Source organism: Bacillus cereus, assembly GCF_002561295.1.
Taxonomy (GTDB): Bacteria; Bacillota; Bacilli; order Bacillales; family Bacillaceae_G; genus Bacillus_A; species Bacillus_A cereus_S.
Genome location: NZ_NTUG01000020.1, coordinates 57,012 through 83,940, shown reverse-complemented (window position 1 = coordinate 83,940; position 26,929 = coordinate 57,012). Strand labels below are relative to the sequence as shown.

Genomic DNA, 26,929 nt, shown 5'->3' with positions numbered 1-26,929 from the left:
ATGAGTTTCTTACAAATATCTCATGTTTCCCAATGTTTTTTTTCAAAGGAAAGCGCTCGGCTCATCCTTGAAGATATTAGCTTACACGTAGAAGAAGGAGAATTTATATCTTTTCTCGGCCCAAGTGGTTGCGGAAAAACAACACTTCTTTCTATTATTGCAGGACTACTGCAACCCATTGAGGGGATCGTTTTTTTAGATGATAAACCAATAATAAAATCAACAGATTCAATGGGATATATGCTGCAGCAAGATTATTTGTTCCCATGGAAGACGATTGAAGAAAATATTATGCTTGGCTTGCATATTACAAAAACATATGGGCAGGAAACGAAAGCACATACATTACAACTTTTAAAGCAAGTTGGCCTACAAGGAGTAGAAAAACAATACCCACCAGAATTATCTGGTGGTATGCGCCAACGGGCAGCGCTCGTTCGTACACTTGCAACCAATCCAAAAATCCTTTTGCTTGATGAACCATTTTCAGCCCTCGATTATCAAACGAAATTAAAATTAGAAGATCTCGTATTTTCTTTATTGCACAAGTATAAAAAAACCTCTCTTCTCGTCACACATGATATCGAAGAGGCTATCGCAATGAGTGATCGTATTTACTTACTTCGATCAAATCCTGGAAAAATCGCTAAAATATTCAATGTGCCAGAAAGCATCCGCTCTCTACCACCATTAGAAGCAAGACAACACGGTGAGTTTCCAGCTCTTTTTCAAGCCATATGGAAGGAGCTGGAGAGCCTTGGATAATATAAAACAACTACACGCACAGTTTCGAAAAAAAGAACGTAAGCGTACTTGGACGGCTGTTGCTTTACAATTATTACTCCTCATTCTTTTCTTTGCCTTATGGGAAATTTCTAGTAAACAAGAGTGGATTGATCCGTTACTCTTCAGCTCTCCTTCAAGCATTTGGGAACTATTTTTAAGTAAATGGGGAGATGGATCACTTTGGATTCACATATGGACGACACTATTAGAAACAAGTATTGGATTTATTCTCGGGACAGTGCTCGGAACAATTATCGCAACCATTCTTTGGTGGGTCCCTCTTATCGCCCGCGTATTAGATCCATACCTTGTTGTATTAAATGCGATGCCAAAAGTAGCACTTGGCCCCATTATTATCGTTATTTTCGGTCCGAACATTTCCTCTTCCATCGCAATGGGAGTCATTATTTCCATCATCATCACCATTCTTGTTATTTACAGTGCATTTCAAGAAGTTGATTCGAATTATATAAAAGTAATGGATACGTTTGGTGCAAATAAATGGCAAACCTATCAACAAGTTATTTTACCGTCTTCCTTTCCAGCCATCATTTCAACTTTAAAAGTAAATGTTGGGTTATCATGGGTTGGTGTTATTTTCGGAGAACTTCTCGTTTCCAAACAAGGGCTCGGTTATTTAATTAGCTACGGATTCCAAGTGTTTAACTTTACACTTGTTCTGCTTAGTGTCTTACTGACATGTATCCTCGCTACCCTTATGTATGTGTTTGTGGAAGGATTAGAGAAAGTAATGATTGGGAAAAGAAAAAGAAGCTGACTCCAAACAATCATGCTGGAGTCAGCTCTTTTTTCTTTTAAATTAAATTGATTATCGCTCACATACTTTTCTATCATTCATTACAGTACTATTTTGAATGGTGACCGTATGAAAACAATCTTTCACACGCACTGTTACAACATTATCTTTTCGATCTATAACACGGTAATCACTAAATTTTTTATCTAATGCTGTACGAATCTGTTCTCCTTCGAAAATCGGAACCCCATGCGACATTACCCAAATAAGACCAGCAATAGCAAGAATGGTTTTCATACGATCTACCCCCTTGAGAATGAATTCATTACATCTCTACTATGTATACTCTAATTGTGGCAATTTTGTGACAATTTTCCTTTTATACTCTATTCTATTTGAAAATGCTAGTTCCTGCTTCTACAAAAAAAGCAACCTAATTATATTTTGGTCGCTTTTACTCATTTTATTCTTTTACTTTTTGTGAAATTTCATATAATCCAACCAACACTTCAGCTCTCATTTTGACAAGCTCCGGATATTGATAGAAGAATGCTATCTTTTTATACTTCAGTTCTTGCCCTTCTTTTACTTTCTTTGAATCTTGTAAAATGAATGCTGTAAATGTATCTGCAATATCTTCCGCTACATTCGTTGTCCCATACTCAGAAACGAATTGATCGTGCTTCTCTTCGAAAAATTGTATTTGTGCTTCCTCACTTGTTTCAACTTGTTTTTCTTTCCACTCCTGTTCAATTGGTTTCCAAAAAGAAAGGTAAAATTGATTCAGGTAGGAATCTGTTTTCGTACACCCTTCTTGCAAAAAAAGATTTTCACACTTATTTTGATAAGAAGAGACATCTTTTTCCGCTTCAAATGCTTTTATATACTTTTCATCTACTGGAATTTGTTTATCACTCAGTGTTAATACATGAGCTGTCTCGTGTATTAGCGTCTTCATTACTTCATCAATATACACACCGGAATCAAGCGTATCTAAACTTAGTACCCAATCTTTCGGATTCTCCATACTAGGAGTCACATGAGCAACAATTCCATCGTATCCATCTGTCACAATATCAAACTCTTTTATGTTCTCTCTATATTTAGATGGAATTAACGTACGATAAATTCCCCATAACGTCTCATGATAATCCTGATCTTTATGCTGCTGTATGATTTCTTCCTTCGCTTCTTGATCATCCTTAAATACTTTATTTAAACGTTTCTTATCTAGCTTTTCAAAATAAGGATCGATAATACCTTCCTCATCAATATAATAAGATGCTAAAAAGAAATAGTTTTCATCATCATCTTCCTTTTTCTCAGCTTCTTTTCTGTTATCATTCTTTCCAGTATCAGTACCCTCGTCTGTACTTTCTTCGACTCCCTCTAGTTCAGACAGGCTCTTCATTTCTTTATATACTTTTTGAACCATATCATCTCCAAGTTTCGTACATTCATCTTCTGTTTTACATATCTCTTTCTTCTCTGAAACTTTTACCTCTTTACTACACCCTGTTATAACAGCAATTGTTAAGGTAAAACATAGTAGTTTCCCATAAATTGTTCTCATATAACCCTCCCATTATTCCATTCTACAAAGATATGATACAGTGAAACTTTACTCAGTGGGGGAATTTTTTCATCCCCACTGAGTATTAGCTCTCACCAGTCAAGATTTTATGAATAATCATTTTCTTACAAATATGCGATAATTATTTTTAGGGAGTTTTTTATTTTTAAAGGGGATGATGTATGATGATACGCGCTGTATTATTTGATTTAGATGGAACATTATTAGATCGACGACTATCTCTAGAGAGTTTTATTCACAATCAATATGATCGTTACGCAGAGCATTTTACTGGGATAGGAAAGAACGAATATTGTACTCGCTTCATTCACCTAGACAATAACGGCTATACTTGGAAAGATAAAGTGTATACTACCTTACTTACCGAATATAACATTACAACTCTAACAACCAATCAGCTCCTGCACGACTACGTAACAGAATTCACAAACCACTGCATTCCTTTTCCAAATATGCATGAATTGCTACAACAATTACAAAATCAAAATATCGCAATTGGAATTATCACAAATGGATTCACCGAATTCCAAATGAACAATCTTCGTGCTTTGCAGCTTCATACGTATACAAATACAATTCTTATTTCGGAAGCAGAAGGAATTAAAAAGCCACATCCAGTTATTTTCGAACGTGCTCTCCGTCAATTAAATGTGAAACCAGAAGAATGTATTTATGTAGGAGATCATCCAGAAAATGATGTAATTGGAGCTGAAAACGCTGGTATAGCTGCTGTTTGGAAGAAAGATTCATTTTGGGAGGGATTTGAACATTCTCGTGTGGCTCACGATTTACTTGAAGTACTTTCATTCATAAAGATTTGCTAAAATTATAATAAAAACGCCATCCTTCCCTAGACCTAGAGAAAAAAATGGCGTTTTTTCATTTTATTTTTCCTAACTTACTAGCGATGCTAGACTATTTCTAATTAGAAAAATATTGCAGCGTTCCTTCAAACACAGATTGTGCTAATACATTTTGATATTTATCAGCAGTCAGTTTTACTCTTTCATTTGAATTTGTTAAAAATCCTGTTTCTACTAATATAGATGGCGCGATATTATCTGCTTTTAACACACGAAGATCTGGTCGATCTTTTACACGTCTATCTTTAGCACCTGTATTTTTAATTAAAGCATTTTGCACAGCAGTTGCTAAATTCAATACTTCTTTACTTTTTGGATGTTGCGAGTTATATAATGTCTCAATTCCTTCTGCTGTAGTCGCATCAGCTGAATTTACATGCACACTAACAAAAATATCTGCTTTGTTTTCATTTGAAATACGAACACGATCTCCTAATGGAATGAAGATATCCGTTGCTCGTGTCATCACAACATTTGCACCACTCTGAGCGTATAGACTCTTTAATTTCAAACCTACTTGCAGAGCAATTGTTTTTTCATATATATTTTCATATAATGTCCCCGAATCATATCCACCATGACCTGGATCAACGATAATTGTTTTACCAAATATAACTGGATTTTCTATCCAAGTACCATTTGTATCAAAATAATATACTTTACCATTCTCTTCTAACCAGCCCGTTTTCATTGCTCCATTACCTTGGAAGTAATACCACGTTGTCCCTACTTGTAACCAGCCTGTTTTCATCTCTCCATTACCTTGGAAGTAGTACCAAGCCGTTCCAACCTGTAGCCAACCTGTTTTCATTGCTCCATTACTTTCCAAGTAATACTTTTTATCTCCAAGCTGCAACCAACCTGTTTTCATTACTCCGTTACTGTCTAAATAGTACCAAGTTGCTCCTTCTTGTAACCAACCCGTTTTCATCTCACCTGTACTTTGGAAGTAATACCACGTTGCTCCTACTTGTAGCCAGCCTACTTTCGCTGCTCCATCACTTTCTAAATAATACTTTTTATCCCCAAGCTGTAACCAACCTGTTTTCATTACTCCATTACTATCGAAGTAATATTTTTTACCTCCAAGCTGCAACCAGCCTGTTTTCATTGCTCCATTACTATCGAAGTAATATTTCTTATCCCCAAGCTGCAGCCAGCCGATTTTTGCTGCTCCGTTACTTTCTAAATAATATTTTTTATCTCCAAGTTGTAACCAGCCTGTTTTCATTGCTCCATTACTATCGAAGTAATATTTCTTATCCCCAAGCTGTAGCCAACCTGTTTTCATTGCTCCATTACTTTCAAGGTAATACTTTTTATCTCCAAGCTGCAGCCAACCTACTTTTGCTGCTCCATTACTTTCTAAGTAATACCAAGTGCTTCCTTCTTGTAACCAGCCCGTTTTCATTGCTCCGCTACTCTCGAAGTAGTATTTTTTACCTTCAAGCTGCAGCCAGCCTGTTTTCATTGCTCCATTACTTTCAAGGTAATACTTTTTATCTCCAAGCTGCAACCAACCTACTTTTGCTGCTCCGTTACTTTCTAAATAATACCAAGTGCTTCCTTCTTGTAACCAGCCCGTTTTCATTGCTCCGCTACTCTCGAAGTAATATTTTTTACCTCCAAGTTGTAGCCAGCCTGTTTTCATCGCTCCATTACTTTCAAGGTAATATTTTTTATCTCCAAGCTGCAACCAGCCTGTTTTCATTGCTCCGCTGCCTTGCAGGTAATACCAAGTTGTTCCTTCTTGTAGCCAACCTGTTTTCATTGCTCCGTTACTTTGCATATAATACCAAGTTGTTCCTTCTTGCAACCAACCTGTTTTCATCGCTCCGTTACTTTGCATATAATACCAAGTTGTTCCTTCTTGCAGCCAACCTGTTTTCATTGCTCCGTTACTTTCTAAATAATACCAAGTTCCATTCTCTTGAAGCCATCCTGTTTTCATCGCTCCATCTTTTTGTAAATAGTACCAAGTTGTTCCTTCTTGCAACCAACCCGTTTTCCGTGTACCATCTGGCTGAATATAATACCACTTATTATCTTTATTCACCCAACCTCCCTGTACTTTCGGCGCTGTTTGTACTGTTGTAACATTAGTTTGATATGTTTTTATTTCACTAGTACCTAGTCGTTCCTCAATTTTCACATCTGTTGTGCCTTCAGGCTGACTTGTTACATCTTTCTGTATTTCCTTTGGATCTTGCTGTTTAGAGCTTTCTTGTTGCCCAGTGCCACTTTCTTGTTCTTTCTTTTCTTGCTCAGGTAGTAACTGATTGCCCTGTTTAGAGCTTTCTTGTTGCTCAGTGCTAGTTTTTTGTTCCAAAGGTAGCTGTTCATTCTCTGTTTCAGCCAAAGCTTGCATTGGGCTAAGCACATAGCCTAACGCTAAAACAGCTACTACAGTTTTCTTCAACATGTGCCGTTCACCTTTCCTTATTTGTTTGATTTAAAAATTCAAAAAAATCCAATTCTAGCAAAATAATGAAAGACTCAACATTTGATTTCTATAAAAATATTAATCAAAAAAAGCAGCCTCCAAACAAAAAGGTCCTATGTAGTGCGATATGACTACATAAGGCCTTTTTGTTTGAAGATTGCCATAAGTCAAGTTCTCAAAATCTACTATAATTAGGTGTTACTATACAACTAATTTCCGTAATTTAATTATAATGTTATAATATCAACTTTCTAAATGCAATTAAAAAGCTAAATTTCGCTTTTAAGTTTTTGGTTACCTAAATAATATTAAGAAAATATATTATTCAGGTAATCCAGTGAATTTTTGATTGCATGTAATAGTCTTAGTTATAACTCTTTGTATTTTTATTGCATATATGTAAGGCATATACTTATACGCACAAACCTTCTTTTTATGTTAAGGTCCCTTAAATCATTTATCTACTATAGAATACGAACGAGTACGCAATTTTAAGGGGGTCCAGGAAAAAAAATAATTTATTTTTGTCTTCATTTTATATAAAGTCACTTTCTGATAAAGTGAAACTTTAATCAGTGGGGATATTACTGCCCGTTAATGCGGGATAAATATCATGAATTTTTTCTATCTTTCTTAACACTCCATATCACTGCTTTCCTTTATTATAATAGGAAACAAGTCTTTCCATGAAAATATATTGGTAGCACAACATTACCATCAAGCTAACAAATAATATAAAAAACAGACTACCTATAAGGCATGTAGTAAACGACGCGGTGCAATTCATTTCTACATTACGAATACTCCGCCGTAATATATACCGAGGGAACAAGTATAATTTTAATAACAAAAAAGAACTCGGCTCCTTTACTTCGTAAAACAGCCGAGTTCTTCTATATGTTTCATTGTACGCGCTAATACATCATCGCGCATAATAAAGCTAAATTTCCTATCAGTTTTAATGTTATGAGGGATTTCTTTTAATAAAACAGACCCTCTTGTTTCTTCAGGGTGCGTATGCTCTTCTACCGCACTAATTGTTGCGAAATAAATGTTTTTAATGATTATTTTGTCTTTTCCAGATACTTTATATTGTCCTAAGTAAGTTAAATCAGAAACAATCCCGCCGGTTTCTTCATGAACTTCTCGAACTGCCGCTTCTTCCGGTGTTTCCCCAATTTCTACTTTACCACCTGGAAATTCAAGACCGCGGCGCAAATGATGCGTTAATAACCATTGATCCCCGTACCGGCATACAACCCAAACATGCTTTGGCTCAGGAGAAAATGGATAACGTTCAAACGATAATTGTACAGTGTTGTGGTAATAATCTTTAAATTTGTACATGCCATTACTCCCCTATAGATGGTTACAAGTTTTTCCTACCACAAATTGTAGCACAATTCCCATTCATATGCATAATGTTATCCAACTATAATCCATTGATTATTCCCATTTGCGCGACTAATTCCTTCGTTTCATGATTTCCTAAATCATAAATCATCTTATACGCTTTCTGTAGCTCAATATCATACCGGTCATTATTCGAATCATGATGATACTCAACATACGGAACGTGCGAACGTACAAACGAGCCAAGATCTTCACGATACGCTTGATCGAAGTATTCCCGAAGCTGGGTAATTTCCTCATCATTCGCCTGGATTTCAAAGCTATATGTATCTGCCGTTTTCACCTGCGAAATCTGACCATTCCCTACTGATATATAGTAAGTTTTCTTATTATCCATATAACGCCCTTCTTTCACCTTTTAATTTCTATTGTTTTCAACAATTACAAAATTATGTAAAACAGAAATTCGTTTAATGATAAAATGGAGAAAAGGAGGGTTCTACTTGATTAAAATATTAATTATTGGGGTCATTATTGTCATTCTCGTATTGGTACTCTCTGTGTTAACGATTAATAAGGGCTATTCATATAAACATTCGGTTGATAAACCAGAGGACAATCCTTATCTGACAAATAAAAAGGAGGGCCGATAAGATGCTTCGTATACTCCGCCTTCTCACTGCTTTCCTTGTTGTTATCGTATCCGTATATAGTCTATTTACACAGAATGATTCACTTCTTACACTCTCACAATTTTTCGTAGGAGCCTTAATGTTCATCATTGCGATTGAACAAATACAAAAGAAAGATCAAAGCACCGGTTTAACCTGTATGGTGGCTGGCATTTTCGTGTGGGCTGTTCTTGCAGTAAAGTATGTGATGTAATGACTATTTTCTTACGGAGGGGTTAATATGTTAAAGTTTGTTCGGATTACCTTTGCACTCATTGCATTAGCTTTATCTATCTATGGTTTTATTACAGATAACAGAGGCATTTTGCTTTATATGTTTATCGTTTTAGGGCTTATGTCTTTCACTATGAGCATTGAGGAACTACGTGAACAAAAGAAAGTAAGTGGAACGCTCTGTTTTCTAGTTGGAGCTGCCGTTTTATTCATCGCCATATCGGAATTTCTCCGCTAATATAAGCTTTTAAAGGAGGGATTACATGCTAACGGGATTACGTATTTTTTTCGGACTGCTTACCCTCGTTCTTTGTATATATTCTCTTTCTACCGATACATTTACACTCCTCCCTTACATGCAGCTTTCACTCGCATGTATGTTCATTATTATGGGTATCTCTGAAATGAAAGCAAATAGAAGAACAATGGGAATCGCTTCCTTTTTCACTTCTGGTTTTATCTTCATTATTGTAATTTCTATACTTTTACGATAAAAGAGATAAAAGCTAGCCTTCCCACTTAATATAGAAAGGATAGCTTTTTTCGTTACCTTTTTGCTTTATTTGATCAAAATAGTCCTATCCCATTTATTGAACAAACTGTTTTGGATATTCTTTTATATGCTTATCATCGTCACGCCAATCATAGGTTTCTTTCTTTGAAATATTTAACGTTTGATCTCCGATTCTAACTTTATCTTTACCTACCCATTCAATGTATGGATCTGTATCTGGATAGTTCCAATATATATTCTTGGTGGAACCGGAACTAAGATTAACCAGTTCTCCTCTAACAGCATCTGCACTTAATGAACCGGCATTATGAAAATAAGTTTTTATAACATGTTTTCCATCTGAGGATTTCACAGTTCGAATCAATTCTCCTTTCGGAACGCCTTGTAAACTAAAAAATTTCCAATATCCGAAGCCAATGATTATTACTAGTGCAGCAAATAATACCAATGCTACTTTTCTCTTTGACTTTTTAATTTGAACTTTTGTATCGCCCACTCAAACACCACCTATAATATTGAATATAATCCTTTTAATCCCATATTACACCACACACTAACCCATTAATATACCCCCATAAAAAGAAACTCCTACTTCAATAAGCAGGAGTTTCTTTTTTCATCTTTTCATTTACTAAAAACTACTTTTCCTAATATTTAATTTCGTTGACAAAATTACCTTTTTCGCTAAATACCGTCCTGAAAATCTCTCCATTAGTAAATCCACTGCTGTTTCTCCCATAAGCCCCGTATATACTTTCACTGTACTGAGCGCAGGAGAAAGATACTGAGAAATACTAATATCATTTACACCGATTATATTTACTCTTTCTGGAACAGCAATTCCATGCTCATTTAGTGCCCTGAGACATCCGATTGCCATCGTATCATTTCCAACAAAAAAAGCTGTTGGTAACTGATCTTGCTGCTCTTCTATTGCCTGTTTCATTAATGAATAGCCATCGTTTACTGAAAATTGACCTATGTATATATTTTTTTCATACAATAACTCTTGTTTCTTCATATATTTTATAAAGGCACGTTCCCTTGGATCTTCAATTTCAGAAGTTTGATCTTTAAACGTTTCCCTTCCGCCTATATATCCAATCTTTTGATGTTCTTTTTCTATTAAATAATCAATTACCTTCCTTGTTACCTTCTCAAAATCTACCACAACCGAATCGAACGTCTCTTCCTTTGGAGAGGAATCTACAAATACAATGTTTTTTGTTATCGCTTCAAATAAACCTATTTCTCGTTCACTAAACTTCCCTATTGCAATCATGCCTTGAATGTTTTCCTTCATCAACTCTTCCATTTGGCTATGAAAAAGTTTTACAATTTTCAAGCCTTGCTGTTCACATCTCTTCTCTATTCCTAAACGAATGGACATATAATATAAATCGTTTAGCTCTTCTTCCTCTGTATACCAATGAACCAAAGCGATTCTCGGTAATTCTTTTTTGCGACTTGTACGCTTCTTATAGGAAAGCTCCTCTGCTGCTTCAAATATCTTTCTCTTCGTTTCATCACCGACAGAAAGCGATGTATCATTATTTAACACCCGCGAAACCGTAGCGATGGATACGCCTGCCTTCTCTGCTATATCTTTAATTGTTGCCATATATGATTCACCTGCTCTTCTCCATTATTCAACTTGAAACGTATATTTCGTTGAGGAGGAGAATAATTGATTTTTATTTAAAATGTAAGAAGGGAAGTTAGGATGATGAATGGCATCAGGCAAGCCTTGCGTTTCTAGACAAAGGCCTACATACTTTCTAGATTGTACGCCACTTATTTTAAAATCATCTGATAACTGGTTACCTGTATACAAAACTACCCCAACTTCATCTGTTTCCACGACTAATTTACGACCACTCTCTTCGTCCCATAGTATAATTTCCTGATCGTAGTTGCTATTCAAAAGAAAAGGATGATCGTATCCTTTTCCTACTAATTCATTTTGATAATAATGAGAATATACACCATCCTTTATTTGCCTTCCTGTTCGAAAATCAAAAGGCGTACCTGTGACATCCAATATTTCACCCGTTGGTAATAATTGCTCGTTTAATTCTAGAAATTGATCACTATTCATTTTCAAAGTGTGTTGTAAGACGTCCCGTTTTACATTGCCACTTAAGTTAAAATACGTATGATTCGTTACGTTTAATATAGTCGTTTTATCTGACTGCGCTTCGTAGCGAATCAAAAATTCATTCTCATTATTTAATGTATACATCACTTTTACATGTACAGTTCCTGGATAGCCTTCTTCTCCGGTCGGGCTAATATACGTAAATTCAATTCCCGTTTCCTTCTCACTTTCTATTATTTTCGCATCCCAAACGATAGAACTAAATCCTCTTAAACCACCATGGAGATGATTATCCTGATCATTTCTTACTAGCGTATATGTGTTGCCATCCAACTCAAATTGAGCACCTTTAATTCTACCAGCCACTCTTCCTACAATCGCTCCAAAGTATGGAGAATGGCTCTCATAGTTTTCAAATTCTTCAAAACCTAAAACGATATTTTCATAATTCCCTTTCCTATCAGGAGCCATGATTTTTGTAATTACACAACCGTAATTTAAACACGTAACTTCTGTGCCCGTGTTATTTTTTAATGTATAAGCGTACACATCTTCTCCATTTACTTTACCGAATACATTTTGAAAGACTTTCATATCCCTATCTTCCGCTCCTCTAAACTTTGTATAAAACGTTTAAATGCAGCTATTCCTTCATCGTCTCGTTTGAAAACCCCAGCATCTTCGAGTGCCCTTAAAAATTTAGCGGCTAACTCTTTTTGAACAATGTCGTGAACATTCCCTTCATTCGCTTCTTTTTCATACCGCTCTCTCAGCTGTTCTGCCCATCGTTTATGATATTCCGCTACACCATTGTCTTTAGACAATATATATTTCTCTACCTCTTGTAGTTCTAACTTCAGCCTTGCTGGAAGTACAGCTAATCCCATCACTTCAATTAAACCGACGTTTTCTTTCTTAATATGTTGTACATCCTGATGCGGATGAAAGATGCCAAAGGGATACTTCTCACTTGTACGATTATTTCGTAATACGAGGTCTAACTCATACTGTTCATTTCGACTGCGTGCAATCGGCGTAATCGTATTATGCGGCACACCATCTGTATGAGCGTAAATATGAACAGATGGATCGCTATATTGCTTCCATTTTCTCAAAATGTAATCTGCCACATTTACTAATACATTACAATCTTTACCTCTTAAACGAATAACAGACATGGGCCATTTCACTACTGAGCATTGAACCTCTGGAAATCTATCCAATGTAAATGCATAATCATCTGCCGCTTTTGCCATTGCAAATTCATATTTACCGCCTTGATAATGATCATGTGATAAAATAGACCCGCCTACAATAGGCAAATCCGCATTAGAGCCAATAAAATAATGAGGGAACTGTTTCACAAAAGAAAGTAATCTTTCAAAAGCTTGACGATTGATTTCCATATTCCGATGCGCTTCTGCTAGCACAATGCAATGTTCGTTATAGTACACATAAGGAGAATATTGTAAATACCATCGCTCTCCTAATAATTCCATTCGAATCATCCTATGATTCGAACGTGCCGGATGGCCAATTCTACCGACATATCCTTCATTTTCAATGCAAAGCAAACATTTCGGATAATCTGTATTTTGTATTACGTTTTCGTTTACAATTTCTTTTGGATCCTTTTCTGGTTTAGATAAATTAATCGTGATATCCAGTTCTCCATACTCTGTATTCGCTTTATAGCGAATATTTTTCTGAATATGCTTCGTTTGAATATAGTTGCTTATTTGACTTAATTCATAAAAATAGTCCGTTGCATGTTCCGGATGACACTCATAATGTTGATAGAAAGATTGATTAATAGTCGATGGTTTTGACATAAAGCAGTTCATAATTTGACTCGCCAATATTTCTCTATTATAAGAATGATCATCGATAATTCCTTGTTCCCTCGCATACTGAACCAAATCTTCTAGTAAATCTGTTATTTCTTTTTCTTCCGCTTTACTTTCTTGTATTTCAAAACCTTCTAAATGAAGAAGGTGCAGAATTTGATTTCTTACATAAATTCCATCTTCTCTTTCGATAAACCGAAGTGAACATGCCCGTTTTATAAGTTGTTCAATGACTTCATAAACATTCATGATACTTCCCCTCCGCTGAATCGTTATATCCATTCAGATTATTTCCATATCCCTCTGTAACTCACTTGCCCCATCTCCAATATTAGCAACATAAAATGTCGCTTCGTAACCGATAATTCCTCTATACTTTTGTCCAACGTTACAAATAAATTGATCCGTACAACCTTTCTCAACGATTGCAATCGCACAACCACCAAATCCAGCACCTGTCATACGTGCCCCTATAATCCCTTCTTGTTTCCAAGCTGATTCAACCAATATATCTAATTCTTGCCCTGTCACTTCATAATCATCACGTAACGAACAATGAGATTCATTCATCAGTCTTCCAAACTCTTTTATATTATTTTCTTTTAACTCTTTTACAGATCGCAAAGTTCGGCAGTTTTCATACACAACATGTTTAGCCCGTTTTCTTAAGTTATCTTCCTTAATTACATGCTTATATTGTTCAAACATTTTTTCATTTAGTTCTCCTAAGGACCTTATATCAATTACCTCTTGTAAACTTGCAAGTGCCTGTTCGCATTCCATTCTTCTCTCATTATATTTAGAAGCAGTAAGCTCTCGACGCTTATTCGTATTCATAATAATAATATTGTAGTTATCGAGTTCGAGTGGCGCATACGTGAAATTCAGTGTTTGACAATTCAATAACACCCCATATCTTGCTTTTCCCATCCCAATAATAAATTGATCCATAATGCCACTATTTACACCGATAAAATGATTCTCTACCCTTTTACCAATTTTCACTAATTCTAGACGATCTAATTCGAATTGAAATAATCCTTCCATCGTTACCCCTGTTACAAGCTCAATAGAGGCAGATGACGACAATCCCGCACCATTTGGAATGTTTCCATAAAACATAATGTTAATTCCTGAATCAACAGTGTACCCCGCTTCTATGAGGTAACGAATCATGCCTTTTGGATAATTCGCCCAATCATGTTCTTGCTTGTAATCTAAATCGTGTAAAGAAAATGAAATCACACCCTTTTCAGGGAAATTCAATGAGTAGACGCATATTAACGCATCCTCCCGTTTGCTCGCTAATGCATAAGTGCCGAAAGTAATCGCACACGGAAACACATTTCCTCCGTTATAATCAGTATGTTCTCCAATCAAATTAATCCGACCAGGTGCAAAGAAAGTACGATACTCCTCTTGGTGAAATATTTCCTTAAAACTCTCCATTAACTGCTTATGCATCCCCTAAAGCCCCCCTCATGTAATACAAACTAAAAAGATTTTCTATCTTAACTCCGAATTCATGCTGCTAAAAATAAAGACCTATTATCTTTTTACTAAAATAATTCAAAAAAGTCAAAATATTTTAGTAAAAAACCGCATATTATCTTTATATATTTTAGTAAAAAATACGACAAAATTTTACTAACATACATAATGATATACATGGAACACGATGAAAGAACCTCTCACAAAAAATACGCTCATTTAACTACTAAGGTTGGAGTGAATGAAGCAGCTTATTTCTATCTAATTTTTTAAGTTGTATCAATTGGATGCACATCTATTTTTGAGATTATGTCCCTCTCTATCATTCACCCCAAAAAAGAGCATATATTTTTTGGAATAGAAAAAGGATATGGAAACCCATATCCTTCTCTCAAACTACTCCAAACTCAACCAAATGCTCTTCACTTCCGTATAATTGTCAAGTGCATACGAACCCATTTCACGGCCAATACCAGATTGTTTATATCCTCCAAATGGTGATGCTGCATTTTCTAAGTTATAACTATTAATCCACACTGTACCTGCTTTTAATTGATTGGCAACTTGATGTGCTGTTTTTACATTTTCCGTCCATACACCAGCTGCTAATCCGTACGGTGTATTGTTTGCCCGTTCGATAACTTCTTCTATCTCATCAAAAGGTAAGATTGAAACAACAGGGCCAAAGATTTCTTCTTGTGCGATTTTCATATTATCCGTTACATCTGCAAATACAGTTGGCGCTACAAAATATCCTTTTTCAAATTCTCTCACGCCGCCCGCTACCAGCTTCGCACCTTCTTCTACTCCGCTCTTAATGTAGGCAAGTACACGTTCTTGTTGCTTCTTCGATACGAGCGGTCCCATTTCTACTTCAGGGTCTAATCCGTGCCCTAACTTCACTTCATTCGCCATTTCTCCTAATTCACGAACAACTTTTTCATAATGCTTACGATGAACAAATACACGTGAACCTGCACTACAGTTTTGTCCATGGTTATACATAATGCCGTTGAATGCTCCTGGAATCGCTTTGGAAAGATCAGCATCTTCTAAAATAATATTTGGTGATTTTCCGCCAAGCTCCAATGTGACGTGCTTTGTTGTTTCTGCTGCTTTACGCATAATCCCTTTTCCTATAACAGTTGATCCTGTGAAAGCAACTTTATCGATATCCGGATGATTTACAATTGCTTCACCAGCGCCTCCGCCAAATCCAGGTACAAAATTAACTACACCATCTGGGAATCCTGCTTCTTTAAATAACTGCGCTGTATATAGAAGAGAGAGCGGCGTTTGCTCTGCTGGTTTCAAAACAATTGTACAACCAGTTGCAAGTGCTGCCCCTAACTTCCAAGCAGCCATTAATAATGGAAAGTTCCACGGAATAATTTGCCCGACAACACCAATCGGTTCATGGCGTGTATAGTTTAAATATTCCGGTGAAATTGGGATTGTTTGCCCAAGAATCTTCGTCGCCCACCCAGCATAATAACGGAAATGATCCACCGTACCTGCAATATCATCTTCGAGCGCTTGCTTATACGGTTTCCCATTATCTAACGCCTCAAGCTGCGCTAGTTCTTCTTTATTCTCATCGATTAAATCAGCAAGTTTGTAAATCAAATGTGCTCGTTCTGCTGCACTTATTTTTGACCAAGCTCCTTCTTCAAACGCCTTGCGGGCAGCTTTCACTGCAAGATTCACATCTTCTTCCCCAGCCTCACTTACAACAGCAAGCACTTCTTCTGTCGCTGGATTCCAAACGTCGAATGTTTTCCCACTCACTGCTGGAACAAATTTTCCATCGATGAATAATTCCTTTTCCCCCTCTAAAAACGCTTGAACTTTCGGCTTTAAGTCTTGTTTCGCTGTTAGCATACTCCTCTCTCCCTTCTTATTTTTGTAATGTTAATAGATTTTCTAAAATCTCTTGTAACTTTTGATCTTCAGCTTCTGTTAAAGGTAAACGTGGTTTACGAGATGGACCACCTGCTTGCCCTTTTAAATCCATCACTCTCTTAATAATTTGAACATATTTCCCTGATTCTTCAATAAAACTACATAATGGTAAAATCTTATCGTACAGCTCCCATGCTTTTTCTAGCTCCTTATTTTGCACAGCATCAAATAATTCCGTTACAAGTTTTGGCACTGCGTTACCTGCAACTGAAATCCAACCTGTTGCCCCAACTAAAAAGGATTCTAATACTAAATCATCCGCACCGCAGAATGTTTCAATATCTCCTTTTCCTTTTCTTGTAATATCACGCACTTTACGAATATCACCGCTCGATTCTTTTACATGCGTAATGTTCTCTACATCACGCCCGACGCGTAGAATTGTTTCCGTACTAATATCAACACCGGATGTAAATGGATTATTATAAATCATAATTGGAAACTGAACCGATTCAGCTACCGCTTTAAAGTGCTCATAAATCTCTTCTTCTTTCGGATGAGCGTAGTATGAATTAATTAATAGTGCACCGCTTGCTCCTGCTCTTTCTGCTTGCTTTGTATATTCAATCGCTTCTTTTGTCGTTTCAGCCGCCGTTCCGACCAGAAGTGGAATACGACCATTAATTTGTTCTACCGCTGTCTCTACAACTTTAAAACGTTCTTCCTTCGTTAAGCTCACAAACTCTCCCGTACTTCCATTCACAACTAAACCTGCTACGCCTTCTTGAATAAAGTGCTCAATATTTTGTTTCAAGCCTTCCCAATTGATCTCTTCGTTCTGATTCATCGGTGTAATAATAACTGGATATGCCCCTTTAAATGTTTGATACATACTTTTCCCCTCCACCATTAAATTTAACTAATAAAGAAATAAATTGAAGTGTCACTTCAATTTATTTCTTAAAAAAAAACGCAATTCATATCATCTATACACTTACGGCCATTATAATGCAGAGAAAATAAATTTACAATATCCATTTCTAATTTTTCTGAATTTTTTAAAGGTAATTTGCAAAACTCAAAACTTTCCTTTACACTTTTCCATAAGAAAATTTCTATCTAATATATTATTCGAGGGATTATCATATGGACGAAAATATCGGAAACAAAATTAAAGCTCTTCGCTTAGAAAAAAGAATGACCTTAAAACAAGTATCTGAAAAAACAAATCTATCTATTAGTTTTATTTCTCAAGTAGAGCGTTCAAAATCTTCTATTACGCTAGAATCATTGAAAAAACTATCAGAAGCACTCCATGTCAGCCCAAGCTATTTTTTTGCAGCTGAACAAAAATCAAATACAAGTATTATACGGCGCGGACAACAACAGGAAGAACATGTAAATCACTCTCATTTTGTTTACACGAATCTTTCTGGTAATGTGTTAAATCCACATTTCGAACCAATTTTAGTGACGCTACATCCTGGTGAAAAAAAGGGCAATCCCTATTCTCACAACGGACAGGAATTCGTGTTTGTATTAGAAGGTATGCTCACTATTCTATTGGACAAAGAAGAATATGATCTACACCCTGGTGACAGCATTCATATGGAATCCGCTACACCACATAATTGGTTTAATCATACGGAAAAGCCCACTAAATTTTTATTTGTGAGCTCACCTCCGACATTCTTTAAGCAATAACTTTCCCTTCTCACATATTAGCGACTTGAAAATATATGAGACACATAAGAACGAAAAAAGCTGCCCTTTCACAGGCAGCTTTCTCATTTTTTAACCAAATACTTTTTCAAGCTCAGCTTTATCTTGGCTTAACCAGAAATTCATTAAGCGTTTTGCTCCTTCTAAATCATGAAGCTTCGCTTGACCGCACTGCGTTTCATTTGCAGCTGGAATTTCTGTAATTTGAACCGCATCTTTTAATGTAAGTTCTAATAAGTCAATGACTTCACGAACAGTTGGTGTTCCACTGACAACAAGGTAATATCCTGTTTGGCAACCCATTGGTGAAATATCGATAATATCAAAATGTGGATAACGATCAATATATTTACGTAAATTAAATGCTAATAAATGTTCTAACGTATGAATAACATCTGGTTTCATCGCTTGTTTATTTGGTTGGCAAAAACGAATATCGAATTTATTCACAATACCGTCACTACCTACTTTATGAACACCACAATGTCTTACATAAGGTGCCTTTACAATCGTATGGTCTAATTCAAAGCTTTCTACTGATGGCATACAACATCTCTCCCGCTTTCAATTTAATTCCGTTATATCCAATATGATATAACGGAAATTCGAATTAGTAAAGTGTTATGTAAATCCAAATAAAAAAAGAGTATCAAACCATTCTTTTCAGATGGGAAAGAGCATCCGGCCATGCATAGAAGCGGTCAGTGCCTTTTTTCACCCCATACCATATGAAAACAAAAAGAGGAAGTAAGTGGATAATTGTTTTTGCTTTCATAGCCGCAGCTCATATGTCTAAAAATCAAAATGGATTTATATATAGAGAGCCCGTGCTATAATACTAGAAGAATATGCTGAAAAGGAGACCGTTATGAAACAGATTTTTATCGGAATCATACGCTTTTATCAAAAATTCATTTCCCCGATGACTCCGCCAACATGCCGCTTTTATCCAACATGTTCTCATTATGGATTAGAGGCGTTTCAAAAACACGGTGCTTTCAAAGGATTCTGGCTCACACTCATACGTATATTAAAATGTCATCCTTTTCATCCAGGAGGATTTGATCCAGTCCCGGATAAAAAGGATGACAAAGTAAAATCTTAAGCTTCGTAGCCATTCACAACAAGATCCAATTTTCCTGTATCAGGATGAATAACAAGACCATGAACAGGTACTTCTGTCGGAAGTAATGGGTGGTTACGAAGAACAGAAACGCTATGCTCTACACTTTCTTCTACACTAGAGAATCCTTGTAAGAATTTATCTAAATCGATTCCAGAATATTGAAGTGTATCTAATTTGTCTGCTGTTACGCCGCGCTCTTTCATTTTTTCAATCGTACTGCTTGCCTGTATCTTTGCCATACCACAGTCATGATGACCAACAACACATATTTCATCTGCACCAAGTTCATATACAGCAACTAATACACTACGCACAATACTTCCAAATGGATGTGAAATAACAGCGCCCGCCACTTTAATAATTTTCACATCACCGTTACGCATATTCATTGCTTTTGGCAATAATTCAACAAGACGTGTATCCATGCAGGAGATAATTACCATTTTTTTATTCGGGAATTTTCCTGCCTCATATTCTTCATATTTCTTTTCTTCAACAAATTTTTCATTATACTGCAAAATCTCTTCTAATGACTTCATAGTGGAAAGACCCTCTTTTCTCTCATTTAAACTACATACTAATTGTACCAAAATCTAAAAAATCCCAAAAGGATATTACTTTATTGCAAATATACAATTTTTCAGACAACCGACATAATTTCTTCATAATATACACACAGGTCTGTAACAACTATCCTATAACTTGTTTACGTTTTCACTATAAACTAAATGTAGATAATGTTAAAAAGGAGTGAATATTTATTATGTCCGACGTTCTGTTACTGAGTCGTTTTCAATTTGCAATTACTATTTTTTATCACTTTTTATTTGTGCCTTTGACAATCGGACTTGTTATTTTAGTAGCGTGTATGGAAACACAATATGCACGTACATTAAACCCTACATATCGAAAAATGGCGAATTTCTGGGGTAAGCTATTTACGATAAATTTCGTCATGGGGATTATAACTGGTATTACGATGGAGTTTCAATTTGGGACAAACTGGTCAGAGTACTCAAAGTATATGGGGGATATCTTCGGATCACCACTCGCAATCGAAGCACTTGTTGCTTTCTTCTTAGAATCTACCTTCATGGGAATTTGGTTATTCGGTAAAGATAAAATCTCACCAAAGTTCCGTGCTTTTTGTATGTGGATGGTTGCACTTGGAACAAATATTTCCGCGCTTTGGATTATTACAGCAAACGGCTTTATGCAAAACCCTGTTGGCTACGTAGTGCGTAACGGCCGCGCTGAATTAAATGATTTCTGGGCACTTGTTACGAACCCATACGCATGGAACATGTTCTTCCATACAGTAATTAGTTGTTATATCGTTGGTGCTTTCTTCGTAATGGCGATTAGCGCGTACCATTTATTACGTAAAAACGAAGTAGAGTTCTTTAGAAAATCATTTAAATTCGGTTTACTCTTAGGTTTATTCGCTGCAACTGTGACACCATTTATGGGACATCAATCTGGCGTTTCAGCTGCTAAATATCAACCAGCAAAAGGTGCTGCAATGGAAGCTGTTTGGGAAACTGGCAAAGGCCAAGGCTTCTCAATCATTCAAATTCCTGATGTGGAAAATGAGAAAAACTTCGAGCTATTCACAATCCCGAAACTTGGAAGTTTCTTCTATACAAACTCATTTGACGGAGAAATTGTCGGTTTGAAAGATATTCCGAAAGAAGATCGTCCAAATGTAAATCTTGTTTATTACAGTTTCCGTTTAATGGTTGCACTTGGTATATTCTTCATGACGCTTACTTGGTACGGTTTCTATTTAAATCGTAAAGGTAAACTAGAAGATTCAAAACGTTATTTAAAAATTACAATGTGGTCTGTCTTACTGCCATATGTGGCGATTAATGCTGGATGGGTTGTTGCTGAAGCAGGTCGTCAGCCGTGGACAGTATACAAATTAATGCGTACAGCTGAAGCTGTTTCACCAATTGCTGTCCCGCAGATTTGGTTCTCATTACTAAGTTTAGTATTATTCTATACACTTCTATTAATTGCTGATGTATATCTAATGTTGAAGTTCGCGAAAAAAGGACCTGCAGCACTAGAAGAACCTGCTAAGGGAGGTGCCGCTCATGTCTCATGATATGCTTGCAATCATTTGGTTTGGTTTATGGGGCGTGATTTGGACAGTTTACTTTATTCTTGATGGCTACGCACTCGGTAACGGAATGATTTTCCCATTCGTTACGAAAGACCGAAAAGAACGGAATCAAATGCAAGAAGCAATTGGGCCGTTCTGGGGCGGTAACGAAGTATGGTTAATTACAGCGGGCGGTGCAACTTTCGCCGCCTTCCCAGTTACTTATGCAAACATGTTTAGCTACTTATATACACCGTTATATTTAGTATTACTTGCTCTTTTTGCTCGTGCAGCAGGGCTTGAATTTATGCATAAAGATGATTCACCAATTTGGCAAAACGTTTGTAAATGGGCATATGCAATCGGTAGTTTCCTAATTGCTTTCTTATTCGGTGTTACATTTGCAAACCTATATTACGGGCTACAAATCGGAAAAGACGGCTATGAAGGAACATTATTTAGCTTATTAAATCATTACGGTATTTTAGGTGGACTCTTCTTCACTGCAATCTTCGTCGTATCCGGTTCACTTTGGGTTATGATTAAAGCATCCGGTGAAGTATCAGATCGTGCTTATAAAATTGCAAAACCATTTTCAGTAGCAGCAGCAAGTATTTTAGCAATCTTCTATGTGGCAACTGCAAACCGTACAAACTTATTCCAAAACTTTACGGAGTATCCTGTACTATTCATTCTGCCAGCACTTGCAATGCTAATGAGTGTCCTTGTAATTATTATGGTCTACAAACATAAAATTGGTCTTGCATTCACGTTTGTTTGTTTAACAATCGCAATGTTTATGACAACTGGATTTGCAGGCATGTTCCCAAGAATGTTACCATCACGTATTAACGATGCTTATAGTACAACACTATACCAAGCAGCAGGCAGTGAATTAAACTTAAAAATTATGTTCTTCGTCGCAATGGTAATGGTACCAATCGTTATTGGATACCAATTATGGAGCTACACAATCTTTAAAGAAAAAATTCATAAAGACTCTGCAAAAGGGTATCACTAGAATGAAAAAGACACTCGGAATGAGTGTCTTTTTATATAGCTTATAACGTAAATTGAATCCCTTGATCATTCACATCTTTATCACACACATTTGCTTCACTAATTCCATTAAAGGCCCTAATAGAAAATCCTGTATTAGACGATCCAGAACCATTATATGCCTTCGTTTGTTCAATAGGATTTACATTGTATTTATCCCCTAAATTAATAATTCCATTGCAATTTTGTATAATTACACCATCAACAACAGCAGGCATCGTATCACTCACTTTCAATATGTTATTTTCAGTTTATGAAGGGAGCCTAGAAAAATAGCATGTTTACAGGAAAAAAGAAAAAGATATTATCTTTCAATTACGTTATTTATGAAATGTAATATATAATAGATAAGGCAATCATTCATATAAAAAATTGAGGTGTATACAGAAGTTATGTTTTTTGAAGTCATCACTCTTATTCTGCTTATTATTTTTCTATTCTTTTATTTAAAAGACCCTAGAAGTTTAATCATCGGATTTTTATTTAACCTATTCTTTTGTTCATTTTTAGTTCTTTGTCTGTATTTAGCGGTTAGCTCGAATAACACGATATTCAAAATCATGGCTATCATACCGTTTATAATCATTTTCTTAATGTTAACCTTCGGTGTATTCGCATTAATGATTGGACTATTTCTTAACGCAAGAATCTTAATGAGAAAAGAAGGACGTCGTTTATCGAACTGCTTAACTTTAATCGCTGGGATGGGTATGTTACTTGCTATGATATCCCTAGTAGTTGATCCAACTCGCTTTTTCTCTCCTCATTTCCAGCCGATTTTTGCCGGAGTATCTTTAATTATGATATATTTCTTTTTCCATATATCAACTTTCTTAACAGCTTATTTTCTGTATCAATTTAATAGACCACGGCGCAATCAAGATTTCATTATCGTTCTTGGCAGTGGATTAATTAACGATAAAGTACCACCACTTTTAGCAAGTCGAATTAATAAGGCAATTGATTTTTACTGGAAACAAGCGGCTGTTACGACTCCGCCAACAATCATTTTCTCTGGTGGACAAGGACCAGATGAAAAGCTTCCTGAAGCGGAAGCGATGCAAAAGTACGCTGTTGAAAAAGGAATTCCTATCGAACATACAGTGCAAGAAAACCGTTCTGTAAATACATATCAGAACATGCTCTTCTCAAAAAAAATTATGGATTCCTTAAAAGACAAATATAGAAGTATCTTTACAACGAATAATTTCCATCTATTCCGTGCTGGATTATATGCAAGACAAGCTGGGCTCAACAGCCAAGGAATCGGTTCCAAAACCGCTTTCTATTACTGGCCAAATGCAATGATTCGGGAATATATCGCAATTGTTGTAATGAGCCGAAAGTTCCATATGAAAATTGTAGGAGTCATTTTAGGTTTCTGTGTCTTCTTATCAGCTATAAGCTTTTTATTTAGTTAATTTAATGCTTGTACAAAAGAAAGAGGCTATCTAAAATAATATTTTTTGGATAGCCTCTTTTATATTTCCTGTGCTCTAATATTCATGATTTCTTCAAACTCCTTAAAACTTATAATTCTTATACCTTTCAATCTCATCTTCTTCAATGTTTAACCAAGCCGTTGTCTCTAATTCCATTCTTCTTTTTCTTGCACTTACAAATGAAACATCTTCTTGCTCTATAAAGTTTTTCACAGACTCTATTAGGACAATAGGCTCTTCTAAAATTGCAGTAGTTCCATTTAACCTTTCTGTAGTTTGGATTTTCCCCTCTTTAATCCATTTAATAATAGGAATGCAAGAATTAACACTTAACAAATCAACCAAATCCTTAACTGAAACAGCATTAGAATTGAGCTGAGTTTCCTGTAATTTTTCAATTGTTGTAGGAGTCATCAGATTTTTCTCCTCTCCATTTAAAAAATCTTTATTACCCTTAGAATTATTATACATGATTTACGCACCACCGTTTAAAGGCTTTTTTAGAATTTTCCCCCAATTCACTCGTGGCTAATCAAATATATTGTGAAATTACTTCTCTTACTATTTCATATTCCCTTTTTTCTTACTTTAGAAATAGAATAATATTGAAACGGCGTATCACTTCCGTAGCACATTGGTAGTTCTTGCTGTAAATGGTCGCATGTGCATTTTTGTTGATCCATTTCTTTTCCATCGTTTCTTCCATATGCTCTTCTGCGCATTCTTGTTCATCTCCTTATGTATTTTTTGTTCCTATACACTTCCTACGAAGAAATCGATAATTGATTACATGCAAGAAAAGCATCAATTATCGGTGATCTTTCTCTAAATGCTAAATGAATATGACGATATTGTTTCTGCTTTAATTTTTTCATTTCAATATTTGTATGTGATTTAAAAAACAGCTCAGGCCCCATTGTAATTCCAATATTCTGCGAGACCATGTTCACAATCGTTTCGCAATTTAGTACTTCTAATATAATATTTGGACGGACTTGATAATCGGCTAGATTTTTTAGCACTAGTGGCTGATACGGACCTTTTGGCATAATAAAATCCATTCCATCAATTTGCTGAACATCCACTACTTTTTGATTCATCAATGAATGATTTTTCGGCAACCCTAATACGATTTCATCTTTGCTAACCGGGATTGATTTTATTTGTTTATTTGCATTTGACTCTAATATAAACCCGATATCAATTGTACCATTATCAACCCATTCCACTACTTCTTCGTATGTCCCTTCGAATAATAAAACTTTCACACCTGAGTAACTCTGTTTAAGATGCAATAACATAGCCGGTAATATTTGAGCTGCTGCACTTGTAAATGCTCCGATTTTCAATGTGCCTTCCAACCGATTATTTTGTATAGATACTTCTTGTTTAATAGCCGCTTCACTCTTCAAGACATTTTGAATATGTGGAAAAAGACGATTTGCAAACTCAGTCATTCTAATCTCAGATTGCTTATTCCGGTGCAACAAAGGATATCCTAATTCTTTTTCTAAACTAGCAATCGCATGACTAACAGCCGATTGCGTCATATTCAATTGTTCTGCCGCTCTAGTAAAATTACCTAACTCTACTACCTTTTGAAAAACTTCATATCTAGCTATCGTCATGAATTTTACTCATACCTTTCATGTAAAATATGAATTTCACTAATTTCATTATACTCGTTACGATGAAATTAGAACAAATCATCAAAAGGAGGACTCACATTGAATAAAATTTTTTTATTAACATTTGGGATGTTCGCACTAGGAGTAGATGCTTATATAATGGCAGGTATTTTGCCTCAAATCGCCAATGATTTTCATGTTTCAATTGGGACTGCAGGACAAACGGTAAGTATCTTCACAATTTGTTATGCGATTGCGGCACCTATATTTGCTACATGTATGAAAAAGACAAACACAAAACATACATTATTAGCAGCATTATTTCTTTTTACATTCTCTAACTTCCTGACCGCTGTAACTCATCATTTTATTATTTTATTAATTTCTAGAGGTCTAGCTGGCATAGGTGCTGGCCTATACTCACCACTAGCGTCGTCAGCTGCTGTTACATTCGTTTCTGAAAAAAGAAGGGGTAGAGCTTTAAGTATTGTTTTACTTGGAATGAGCGCTGGTACCGTAATTGGTGTTCCGTTTGGTATATATATTGCTTCTATTTATGAATGGCGCATAGCGATGTGGTTTATTGTTGCGATCGGGACAATCGGGATATTGGCTCTCTTCACTAAATTTCCTATGATAGAATCTAGACCTTTGCCAACGCTAAAAGAGAGGCTAAGTATGTTCCAAAACAAAAAAATTTCTCTCGTCATGCTTATCACAATGGTATTAAGTTTTTGCAGTTTAGGTTTATACACATACTTAGATACCATCATTACTGCATATGGATTTCAAAAGTCTATCATGTTTATTTGGATGTGGGGTATTGGTGGTATTGCTGGAAGTTTTATAATTGGGTTTATAATGGATTTCTATAAGAAGCCAAAAATCATATTACTGTACTTAATGGGAATCATGTTTTTCTCGTTTATATGCATGGGTGTTTTCCATGAAACTGCATTATTGTTAGCTATATGCTTAATTCTTTGGGGAAGTACGGGATGGGCCGCACTCGCTACTCAGCAAAAAACACTCTTAGAAATTAGCCCAAATCATGCTACCATTTCAATTGCTTTGCTTAGCTCTATTAATTATTTTTCTGGTTCTATCGGGACAATGACAAACGGAATATTTTTAGAAAAAGGAATAGCTCCTATTACTTTACCCTATATAATAGCCGGTATATTACTTTTTGCTATAGGCGGACAAATTCTTTTTATAGGTAAGAAAATTGTAAAAGCACGTGAACTTCACTAAATTATAATTTAAAAATAAAAGTCTCTATCTTCTAAGAT

Annotated in this window: 31 protein-coding genes; 13 read left to right on the top strand and 18 right to left on the bottom strand. The window is 35.7% G+C overall.

The genetic code is table 11. The features are described 5' to 3' along the window. Together CN373_RS13490 and CN373_RS13485 are read left to right on the top strand one after the other, a co-directional pair. Positions 1 to 765: an ABC transporter ATP-binding protein gene (locus CN373_RS13490; protein ID WP_000009061.1), complete on the top strand. Its 765-nt coding sequence runs from the start codon at positions 1 to 3 to the stop codon at positions 763 to 765. Then, positions 758 to 1,564 (top strand): ABC transporter permease, encoded by an 807-nt coding sequence (locus CN373_RS13485; RefSeq protein WP_000368761.1) that lies wholly within the window; start codon positions 758 to 760, stop codon positions 1,562 to 1,564. The genes CN373_RS13490 and CN373_RS13485 overlap by 8 nt, the downstream gene beginning before the upstream one ends. A 51-nt stretch (positions 1,565 to 1,615) precedes the next feature. On the opposite strand, the gene CN373_RS13480 is transcribed toward CN373_RS13485, so the two are convergent. Together CN373_RS13480 and CN373_RS13475 are read right to left on the bottom strand one after the other, a co-directional pair. Then, entirely contained in the window at positions 1,616 to 1,840 is a 225-nt protein-coding gene (locus CN373_RS13480) for a hypothetical protein (protein ID WP_000849108.1), read from the bottom strand. A gap of 166 nt (positions 1,841 to 2,006) precedes the next feature. Then, on the bottom strand, positions 2,007 to 3,116 hold the full coding sequence (locus CN373_RS13475) for a hypothetical protein (protein ID WP_001259275.1): 1,110 nt from the start codon (positions 3,114 to 3,116) through the stop codon (positions 2,007 to 2,009). A 185-nt stretch (positions 3,117 to 3,301) separates the two neighbouring features. Between CN373_RS13475 and CN373_RS13470 the strand changes: the two genes are divergently transcribed. Beyond that, on the top strand, positions 3,302 to 3,961 hold the full coding sequence (locus CN373_RS13470; protein ID WP_098359556.1) for an HAD family hydrolase: 660 nt from the start codon (positions 3,302 to 3,304) through the stop codon (positions 3,959 to 3,961). Between the two features lie 97 nt (positions 3,962 to 4,058). Here CN373_RS13470 and CN373_RS13465 read toward each other — a convergent pair whose 3' ends face one another. The 3 genes from CN373_RS13465 to CN373_RS13455 form a co-directional block, all read right to left on the bottom strand. After that, positions 4,059 to 6,422 (bottom strand): N-acetylmuramoyl-L-alanine amidase, encoded by a 2,364-nt coding sequence (locus tag CN373_RS13465; protein ID WP_098359512.1) that lies wholly within the window; start codon positions 6,420 to 6,422, stop codon positions 4,059 to 4,061. Between the two features lie 888 nt (positions 6,423 to 7,310). Beyond that, positions 7,311 to 7,790 (bottom strand): antimutator 8-oxo-(dGTP/GTP)ase, encoded by a 480-nt coding sequence (mutTA, locus tag CN373_RS13460; protein ID WP_000276381.1) that lies wholly within the window; start codon positions 7,788 to 7,790, stop codon positions 7,311 to 7,313. 85 nt (positions 7,791 to 7,875) lie between these two features. After that, positions 7,876 to 8,193, bottom strand: a complete 318-nt coding sequence (locus CN373_RS13455) for a hypothetical protein (protein ID WP_000368999.1) — start codon at positions 8,191 to 8,193, stop codon at positions 7,876 to 7,878. A gap of 106 nt (positions 8,194 to 8,299) precedes the next feature. Between CN373_RS13455 and ytzI the strand changes: the two genes are divergently transcribed. From ytzI to CN373_RS13435, 4 genes are read left to right on the top strand one after another with little or no spacing between them, the layout of a single operon-like run. Further along, positions 8,300 to 8,449, top strand: coding sequence for a YtzI protein (gene ytzI / locus CN373_RS13450; RefSeq protein WP_000590604.1), 150 nt, complete (start codon positions 8,300 to 8,302; stop codon positions 8,447 to 8,449). Position 8,450: 1 nt separating this feature from the next. Beyond that, positions 8,451 to 8,681 (top strand): DUF3953 domain-containing protein, encoded by a 231-nt coding sequence (locus tag CN373_RS13445; protein WP_098359511.1) that lies wholly within the window; start codon positions 8,451 to 8,453, stop codon positions 8,679 to 8,681. Between the two features lie 27 nt (positions 8,682 to 8,708). Continuing rightward, positions 8,709 to 8,939 (top strand): DUF3953 domain-containing protein, encoded by a 231-nt coding sequence (locus CN373_RS13440; protein WP_000911595.1) that lies wholly within the window; start codon positions 8,709 to 8,711, stop codon positions 8,937 to 8,939. 25 nt (positions 8,940 to 8,964) lie between these two features. Next, on the top strand, positions 8,965 to 9,195 hold the full coding sequence (locus CN373_RS13435; protein ID WP_098359510.1) for a DUF3953 domain-containing protein: 231 nt from the start codon (positions 8,965 to 8,967) through the stop codon (positions 9,193 to 9,195). Between the two features lie 93 nt (positions 9,196 to 9,288). Here CN373_RS13435 and CN373_RS13430 read toward each other — a convergent pair whose 3' ends face one another. The 7 genes from CN373_RS13430 to dapA all read right to left on the bottom strand — a co-directional run bounded on the left by CN373_RS13430 (position 9,289) and on the right by dapA (position 17,463). Then, a complete protein-coding gene (locus CN373_RS13430; RefSeq protein ID WP_098359509.1) occupies positions 9,289 to 9,711 on the bottom strand; it encodes a DUF5412 domain-containing protein in 423 nt (140 codons plus the stop codon). 135 nt (positions 9,712 to 9,846) lie between these two features. After that, positions 9,847 to 10,836, bottom strand: coding sequence for a LacI family DNA-binding transcriptional regulator (locus tag CN373_RS13425; RefSeq protein ID WP_000190973.1), 990 nt, complete (start codon positions 10,834 to 10,836; stop codon positions 9,847 to 9,849). A gap of 24 nt (positions 10,837 to 10,860) precedes the next feature. Continuing rightward, positions 10,861 to 11,907: an aldose epimerase family protein gene (locus CN373_RS13420; RefSeq protein ID WP_098359508.1), complete on the bottom strand. Its 1,047-nt coding sequence runs from the start codon at positions 11,905 to 11,907 to the stop codon at positions 10,861 to 10,863. Then, entirely contained in the window at positions 11,904 to 13,409 is a 1,506-nt protein-coding gene (gene galT / locus CN373_RS13415; RefSeq protein ID WP_205647114.1) for a UDP-glucose--hexose-1-phosphate uridylyltransferase, read from the bottom strand. The genes CN373_RS13420 and galT overlap by 4 nt, the downstream gene beginning before the upstream one ends. 33 nt (positions 13,410 to 13,442) lie before the next feature. Further along, positions 13,443 to 14,624: a galactokinase gene (locus CN373_RS13410; RefSeq protein WP_165770979.1), complete on the bottom strand. Its 1,182-nt coding sequence runs from the start codon at positions 14,622 to 14,624 to the stop codon at positions 13,443 to 13,445. A gap of 423 nt (positions 14,625 to 15,047) precedes the next feature. Then, positions 15,048 to 16,532: an aldehyde dehydrogenase family protein gene (locus tag CN373_RS13405; protein ID WP_098359506.1), complete on the bottom strand. Its 1,485-nt coding sequence runs from the start codon at positions 16,530 to 16,532 to the stop codon at positions 15,048 to 15,050. Positions 16,533 to 16,548: 16 nt separating this feature from the next. Beyond that, on the bottom strand, positions 16,549 to 17,463 hold the full coding sequence (gene dapA, locus CN373_RS13400; protein WP_002058195.1) for a 4-hydroxy-tetrahydrodipicolinate synthase: 915 nt from the start codon (positions 17,461 to 17,463) through the stop codon (positions 16,549 to 16,551). 236 nt (positions 17,464 to 17,699) lie between these two features. On the opposite strand from dapA, the gene CN373_RS13395 reads away from it, so the two are divergent. Beyond that, entirely contained in the window at positions 17,700 to 18,257 is a 558-nt protein-coding gene (locus CN373_RS13395; RefSeq protein WP_098359505.1) for a helix-turn-helix domain-containing protein, read from the top strand. A gap of 90 nt (positions 18,258 to 18,347) precedes the next feature. Here the strand turns inward: CN373_RS13395 and luxS are convergent, their stop codons facing one another. Further along, positions 18,348 to 18,821, bottom strand: coding sequence for an S-ribosylhomocysteine lyase LuxS (gene luxS / locus CN373_RS13390; protein WP_001141367.1), 474 nt, complete (start codon positions 18,819 to 18,821; stop codon positions 18,348 to 18,350). Between the two features lie 322 nt (positions 18,822 to 19,143). Between luxS and yidD the strand changes: the two genes are divergently transcribed. Continuing rightward, positions 19,144 to 19,380 carry a membrane protein insertion efficiency factor YidD gene (gene yidD / locus CN373_RS13385; protein WP_000809331.1) on the top strand — a complete coding sequence of 79 codons (237 nt, stop codon included), beginning with the start codon at positions 19,144 to 19,146 and terminating at the stop codon, positions 19,378 to 19,380. Here the strand turns inward: yidD and CN373_RS13380 are convergent. Then, positions 19,377 to 19,940 (bottom strand): beta-class carbonic anhydrase, encoded by a 564-nt coding sequence (locus CN373_RS13380; protein WP_000838166.1) that lies wholly within the window; start codon positions 19,938 to 19,940, stop codon positions 19,377 to 19,379. The two genes, yidD and CN373_RS13380, sit on opposite strands and share 4 nt — an antisense overlap. Before the next feature lie 224 nt (positions 19,941 to 20,164). On the opposite strand from CN373_RS13380, the gene cydA reads away from it, so the two are divergent. Further along, positions 20,165 to 21,511 carry a cytochrome ubiquinol oxidase subunit I gene (gene cydA / locus CN373_RS13375; RefSeq protein ID WP_098359504.1) on the top strand — a complete coding sequence of 449 codons (1,347 nt, stop codon included), beginning with the start codon at positions 20,165 to 20,167 and terminating at the stop codon, positions 21,509 to 21,511. After that, the gene (gene cydB / locus CN373_RS13370) at positions 21,501 to 22,529 is read left to right on the top strand and encodes a cytochrome d ubiquinol oxidase subunit II (protein ID WP_098359503.1); all 1,029 of its coding nucleotides are present in this window, start codon (positions 21,501 to 21,503) and stop codon (positions 22,527 to 22,529) included. Before cydA ends, cydB begins: the two co-directional genes overlap by 11 nt. A 40-nt stretch (positions 22,530 to 22,569) precedes the next feature. Here cydB and CN373_RS13365 read toward each other — a convergent pair whose 3' ends face one another. Next, positions 22,570 to 22,785, bottom strand: coding sequence for a spore germination protein (locus CN373_RS13365; RefSeq protein ID WP_001112051.1), 216 nt, complete (start codon positions 22,783 to 22,785; stop codon positions 22,570 to 22,572). Positions 22,786 to 22,959: 174 nt separating this feature from the next. On the opposite strand from CN373_RS13365, the gene CN373_RS13360 reads away from it, so the two are divergent. Beyond that, a complete protein-coding gene (locus tag CN373_RS13360; protein ID WP_033664321.1) occupies positions 22,960 to 23,988 on the top strand; it encodes a YdcF family protein in 1,029 nt (342 codons plus the stop codon). Positions 23,989 to 24,090: 102 nt separating this feature from the next. Here the strand turns inward: CN373_RS13360 and CN373_RS13355 are convergent, their stop codons facing one another. The 3 genes from CN373_RS13355 to CN373_RS13350 all read right to left on the bottom strand — a co-directional run bounded on the left by CN373_RS13355 (position 24,091) and on the right by CN373_RS13350 (position 25,637). After that, a complete protein-coding gene (locus CN373_RS13355; RefSeq protein WP_098523423.1) occupies positions 24,091 to 24,423 on the bottom strand; it encodes a hypothetical protein in 333 nt (110 codons plus the stop codon). A 152-nt stretch (positions 24,424 to 24,575) separates the two neighbouring features. Next, on the bottom strand, positions 24,576 to 24,731 hold the full coding sequence (locus tag CN373_RS25575; protein WP_002058183.1) for a hypothetical protein: 156 nt from the start codon (positions 24,729 to 24,731) through the stop codon (positions 24,576 to 24,578). Between the two features lie 42 nt (positions 24,732 to 24,773). Continuing rightward, the gene (locus CN373_RS13350; protein WP_000150693.1) at positions 24,774 to 25,637 is read right to left on the bottom strand and encodes a LysR family transcriptional regulator; all 864 of its coding nucleotides are present in this window, start codon (positions 25,635 to 25,637) and stop codon (positions 24,774 to 24,776) included. A 99-nt stretch (positions 25,638 to 25,736) separates the two neighbouring features. On the opposite strand from CN373_RS13350, the gene CN373_RS13345 reads away from it, so the two are divergent. Continuing rightward, the gene (locus tag CN373_RS13345) at positions 25,737 to 26,891 is read left to right on the top strand and encodes an MFS transporter (protein ID WP_098359501.1); all 1,155 of its coding nucleotides are present in this window, start codon (positions 25,737 to 25,739) and stop codon (positions 26,889 to 26,891) included. Positions 26,892 to 26,929: the final 38 nt, after the last annotated feature.

Bases quoted from the DNA above. Each gene is read 5' to 3' on its own strand.
- galT (WP_205647114.1), bottom strand. From the start codon at position 13,409: ATGAATGTTTATGAAGTCATTGAACAACTTATAAAACGGGCATGTTCA.
- CN373_RS13380 (WP_000838166.1), bottom strand. From the start codon at position 19,940: ATGAAGTCATTAGAAGAGATTTTGCAGTATAATGAAAAATTTGTTGAA.
- CN373_RS13445 (WP_098359511.1), top strand. From the start codon at position 8,451: ATGCTTCGTATACTCCGCCTTCTCACTGCTTTCCTTGTTGTTATCGTA.
- CN373_RS13360 (WP_033664321.1), top strand. From the start codon at position 22,960: ATGTTTTTTGAAGTCATCACTCTTATTCTGCTTATTATTTTTCTATTC.
- CN373_RS13465 (WP_098359512.1), bottom strand. From the start codon at position 6,422: ATGTTGAAGAAAACTGTAGTAGCTGTTTTAGCGTTAGGCTATGTGCTT.
- CN373_RS13480 (WP_000849108.1), bottom strand. From the start codon at position 1,840: ATGAAAACCATTCTTGCTATTGCTGGTCTTATTTGGGTAATGTCGCAT.
- cydB (WP_098359503.1), top strand. From the start codon at position 21,501: ATGTCTCATGATATGCTTGCAATCATTTGGTTTGGTTTATGGGGCGTG.
- CN373_RS13455 (WP_000368999.1), bottom strand. From the start codon at position 8,193: ATGGATAATAAGAAAACTTACTATATATCAGTAGGGAATGGTCAGATT.
- CN373_RS13425 (WP_000190973.1), bottom strand. From the start codon at position 10,836: ATGGCAACAATTAAAGATATAGCAGAGAAGGCAGGCGTATCCATCGCT.
- CN373_RS13350 (WP_000150693.1), bottom strand. From the start codon at position 25,637: ATGACGATAGCTAGATATGAAGTTTTTCAAAAGGTAGTAGAGTTAGGT.
- CN373_RS13410 (WP_165770979.1), bottom strand. From the start codon at position 14,624: ATGCATAAGCAGTTAATGGAGAGTTTTAAGGAAATATTTCACCAAGAG.
- CN373_RS25575 (WP_002058183.1), bottom strand. From the start codon at position 24,731: ATGCGCAGAAGAGCATATGGAAGAAACGATGGAAAAGAAATGGATCAA.
- CN373_RS13470 (WP_098359556.1), top strand. From the start codon at position 3,302: ATGATACGCGCTGTATTATTTGATTTAGATGGAACATTATTAGATCGA.
- CN373_RS13395 (WP_098359505.1), top strand. From the start codon at position 17,700: ATGGACGAAAATATCGGAAACAAAATTAAAGCTCTTCGCTTAGAAAAA.
- CN373_RS13355 (WP_098523423.1), bottom strand. From the start codon at position 24,423: ATGACTCCTACAACAATTGAAAAATTACAGGAAACTCAGCTCAATTCT.
- CN373_RS13475 (WP_001259275.1), bottom strand. From the start codon at position 3,116: ATGAGAACAATTTATGGGAAACTACTATGTTTTACCTTAACAATTGCT.
- yidD (WP_000809331.1), top strand. From the start codon at position 19,144: ATGAAACAGATTTTTATCGGAATCATACGCTTTTATCAAAAATTCATT.
- CN373_RS13440 (WP_000911595.1), top strand. From the start codon at position 8,709: ATGTTAAAGTTTGTTCGGATTACCTTTGCACTCATTGCATTAGCTTTA.
- luxS (WP_001141367.1), bottom strand. From the start codon at position 18,821: ATGCCATCAGTAGAAAGCTTTGAATTAGACCATACGATTGTAAAGGCA.
- CN373_RS13405 (WP_098359506.1), bottom strand. From the start codon at position 16,532: ATGCTAACAGCGAAACAAGACTTAAAGCCGAAAGTTCAAGCGTTTTTA.
- CN373_RS13365 (WP_001112051.1), bottom strand. From the start codon at position 22,785: ATGCCTGCTGTTGTTGATGGTGTAATTATACAAAATTGCAATGGAATT.
- CN373_RS13490 (WP_000009061.1), top strand. From the start codon at position 1: ATGAGTTTCTTACAAATATCTCATGTTTCCCAATGTTTTTTTTCAAAG.
- mutTA (WP_000276381.1), bottom strand. From the start codon at position 7,790: ATGTACAAATTTAAAGATTATTACCACAACACTGTACAATTATCGTTT.
- CN373_RS13420 (WP_098359508.1), bottom strand. From the start codon at position 11,907: ATGAAAGTCTTTCAAAATGTATTCGGTAAAGTAAATGGAGAAGATGTG.
- cydA (WP_098359504.1), top strand. From the start codon at position 20,165: ATGTCCGACGTTCTGTTACTGAGTCGTTTTCAATTTGCAATTACTATT.
- CN373_RS13435 (WP_098359510.1), top strand. From the start codon at position 8,965: ATGCTAACGGGATTACGTATTTTTTTCGGACTGCTTACCCTCGTTCTT.
- dapA (WP_002058195.1), bottom strand. From the start codon at position 17,463: ATGGTGGAGGGGAAAAGTATGTATCAAACATTTAAAGGGGCATATCCA.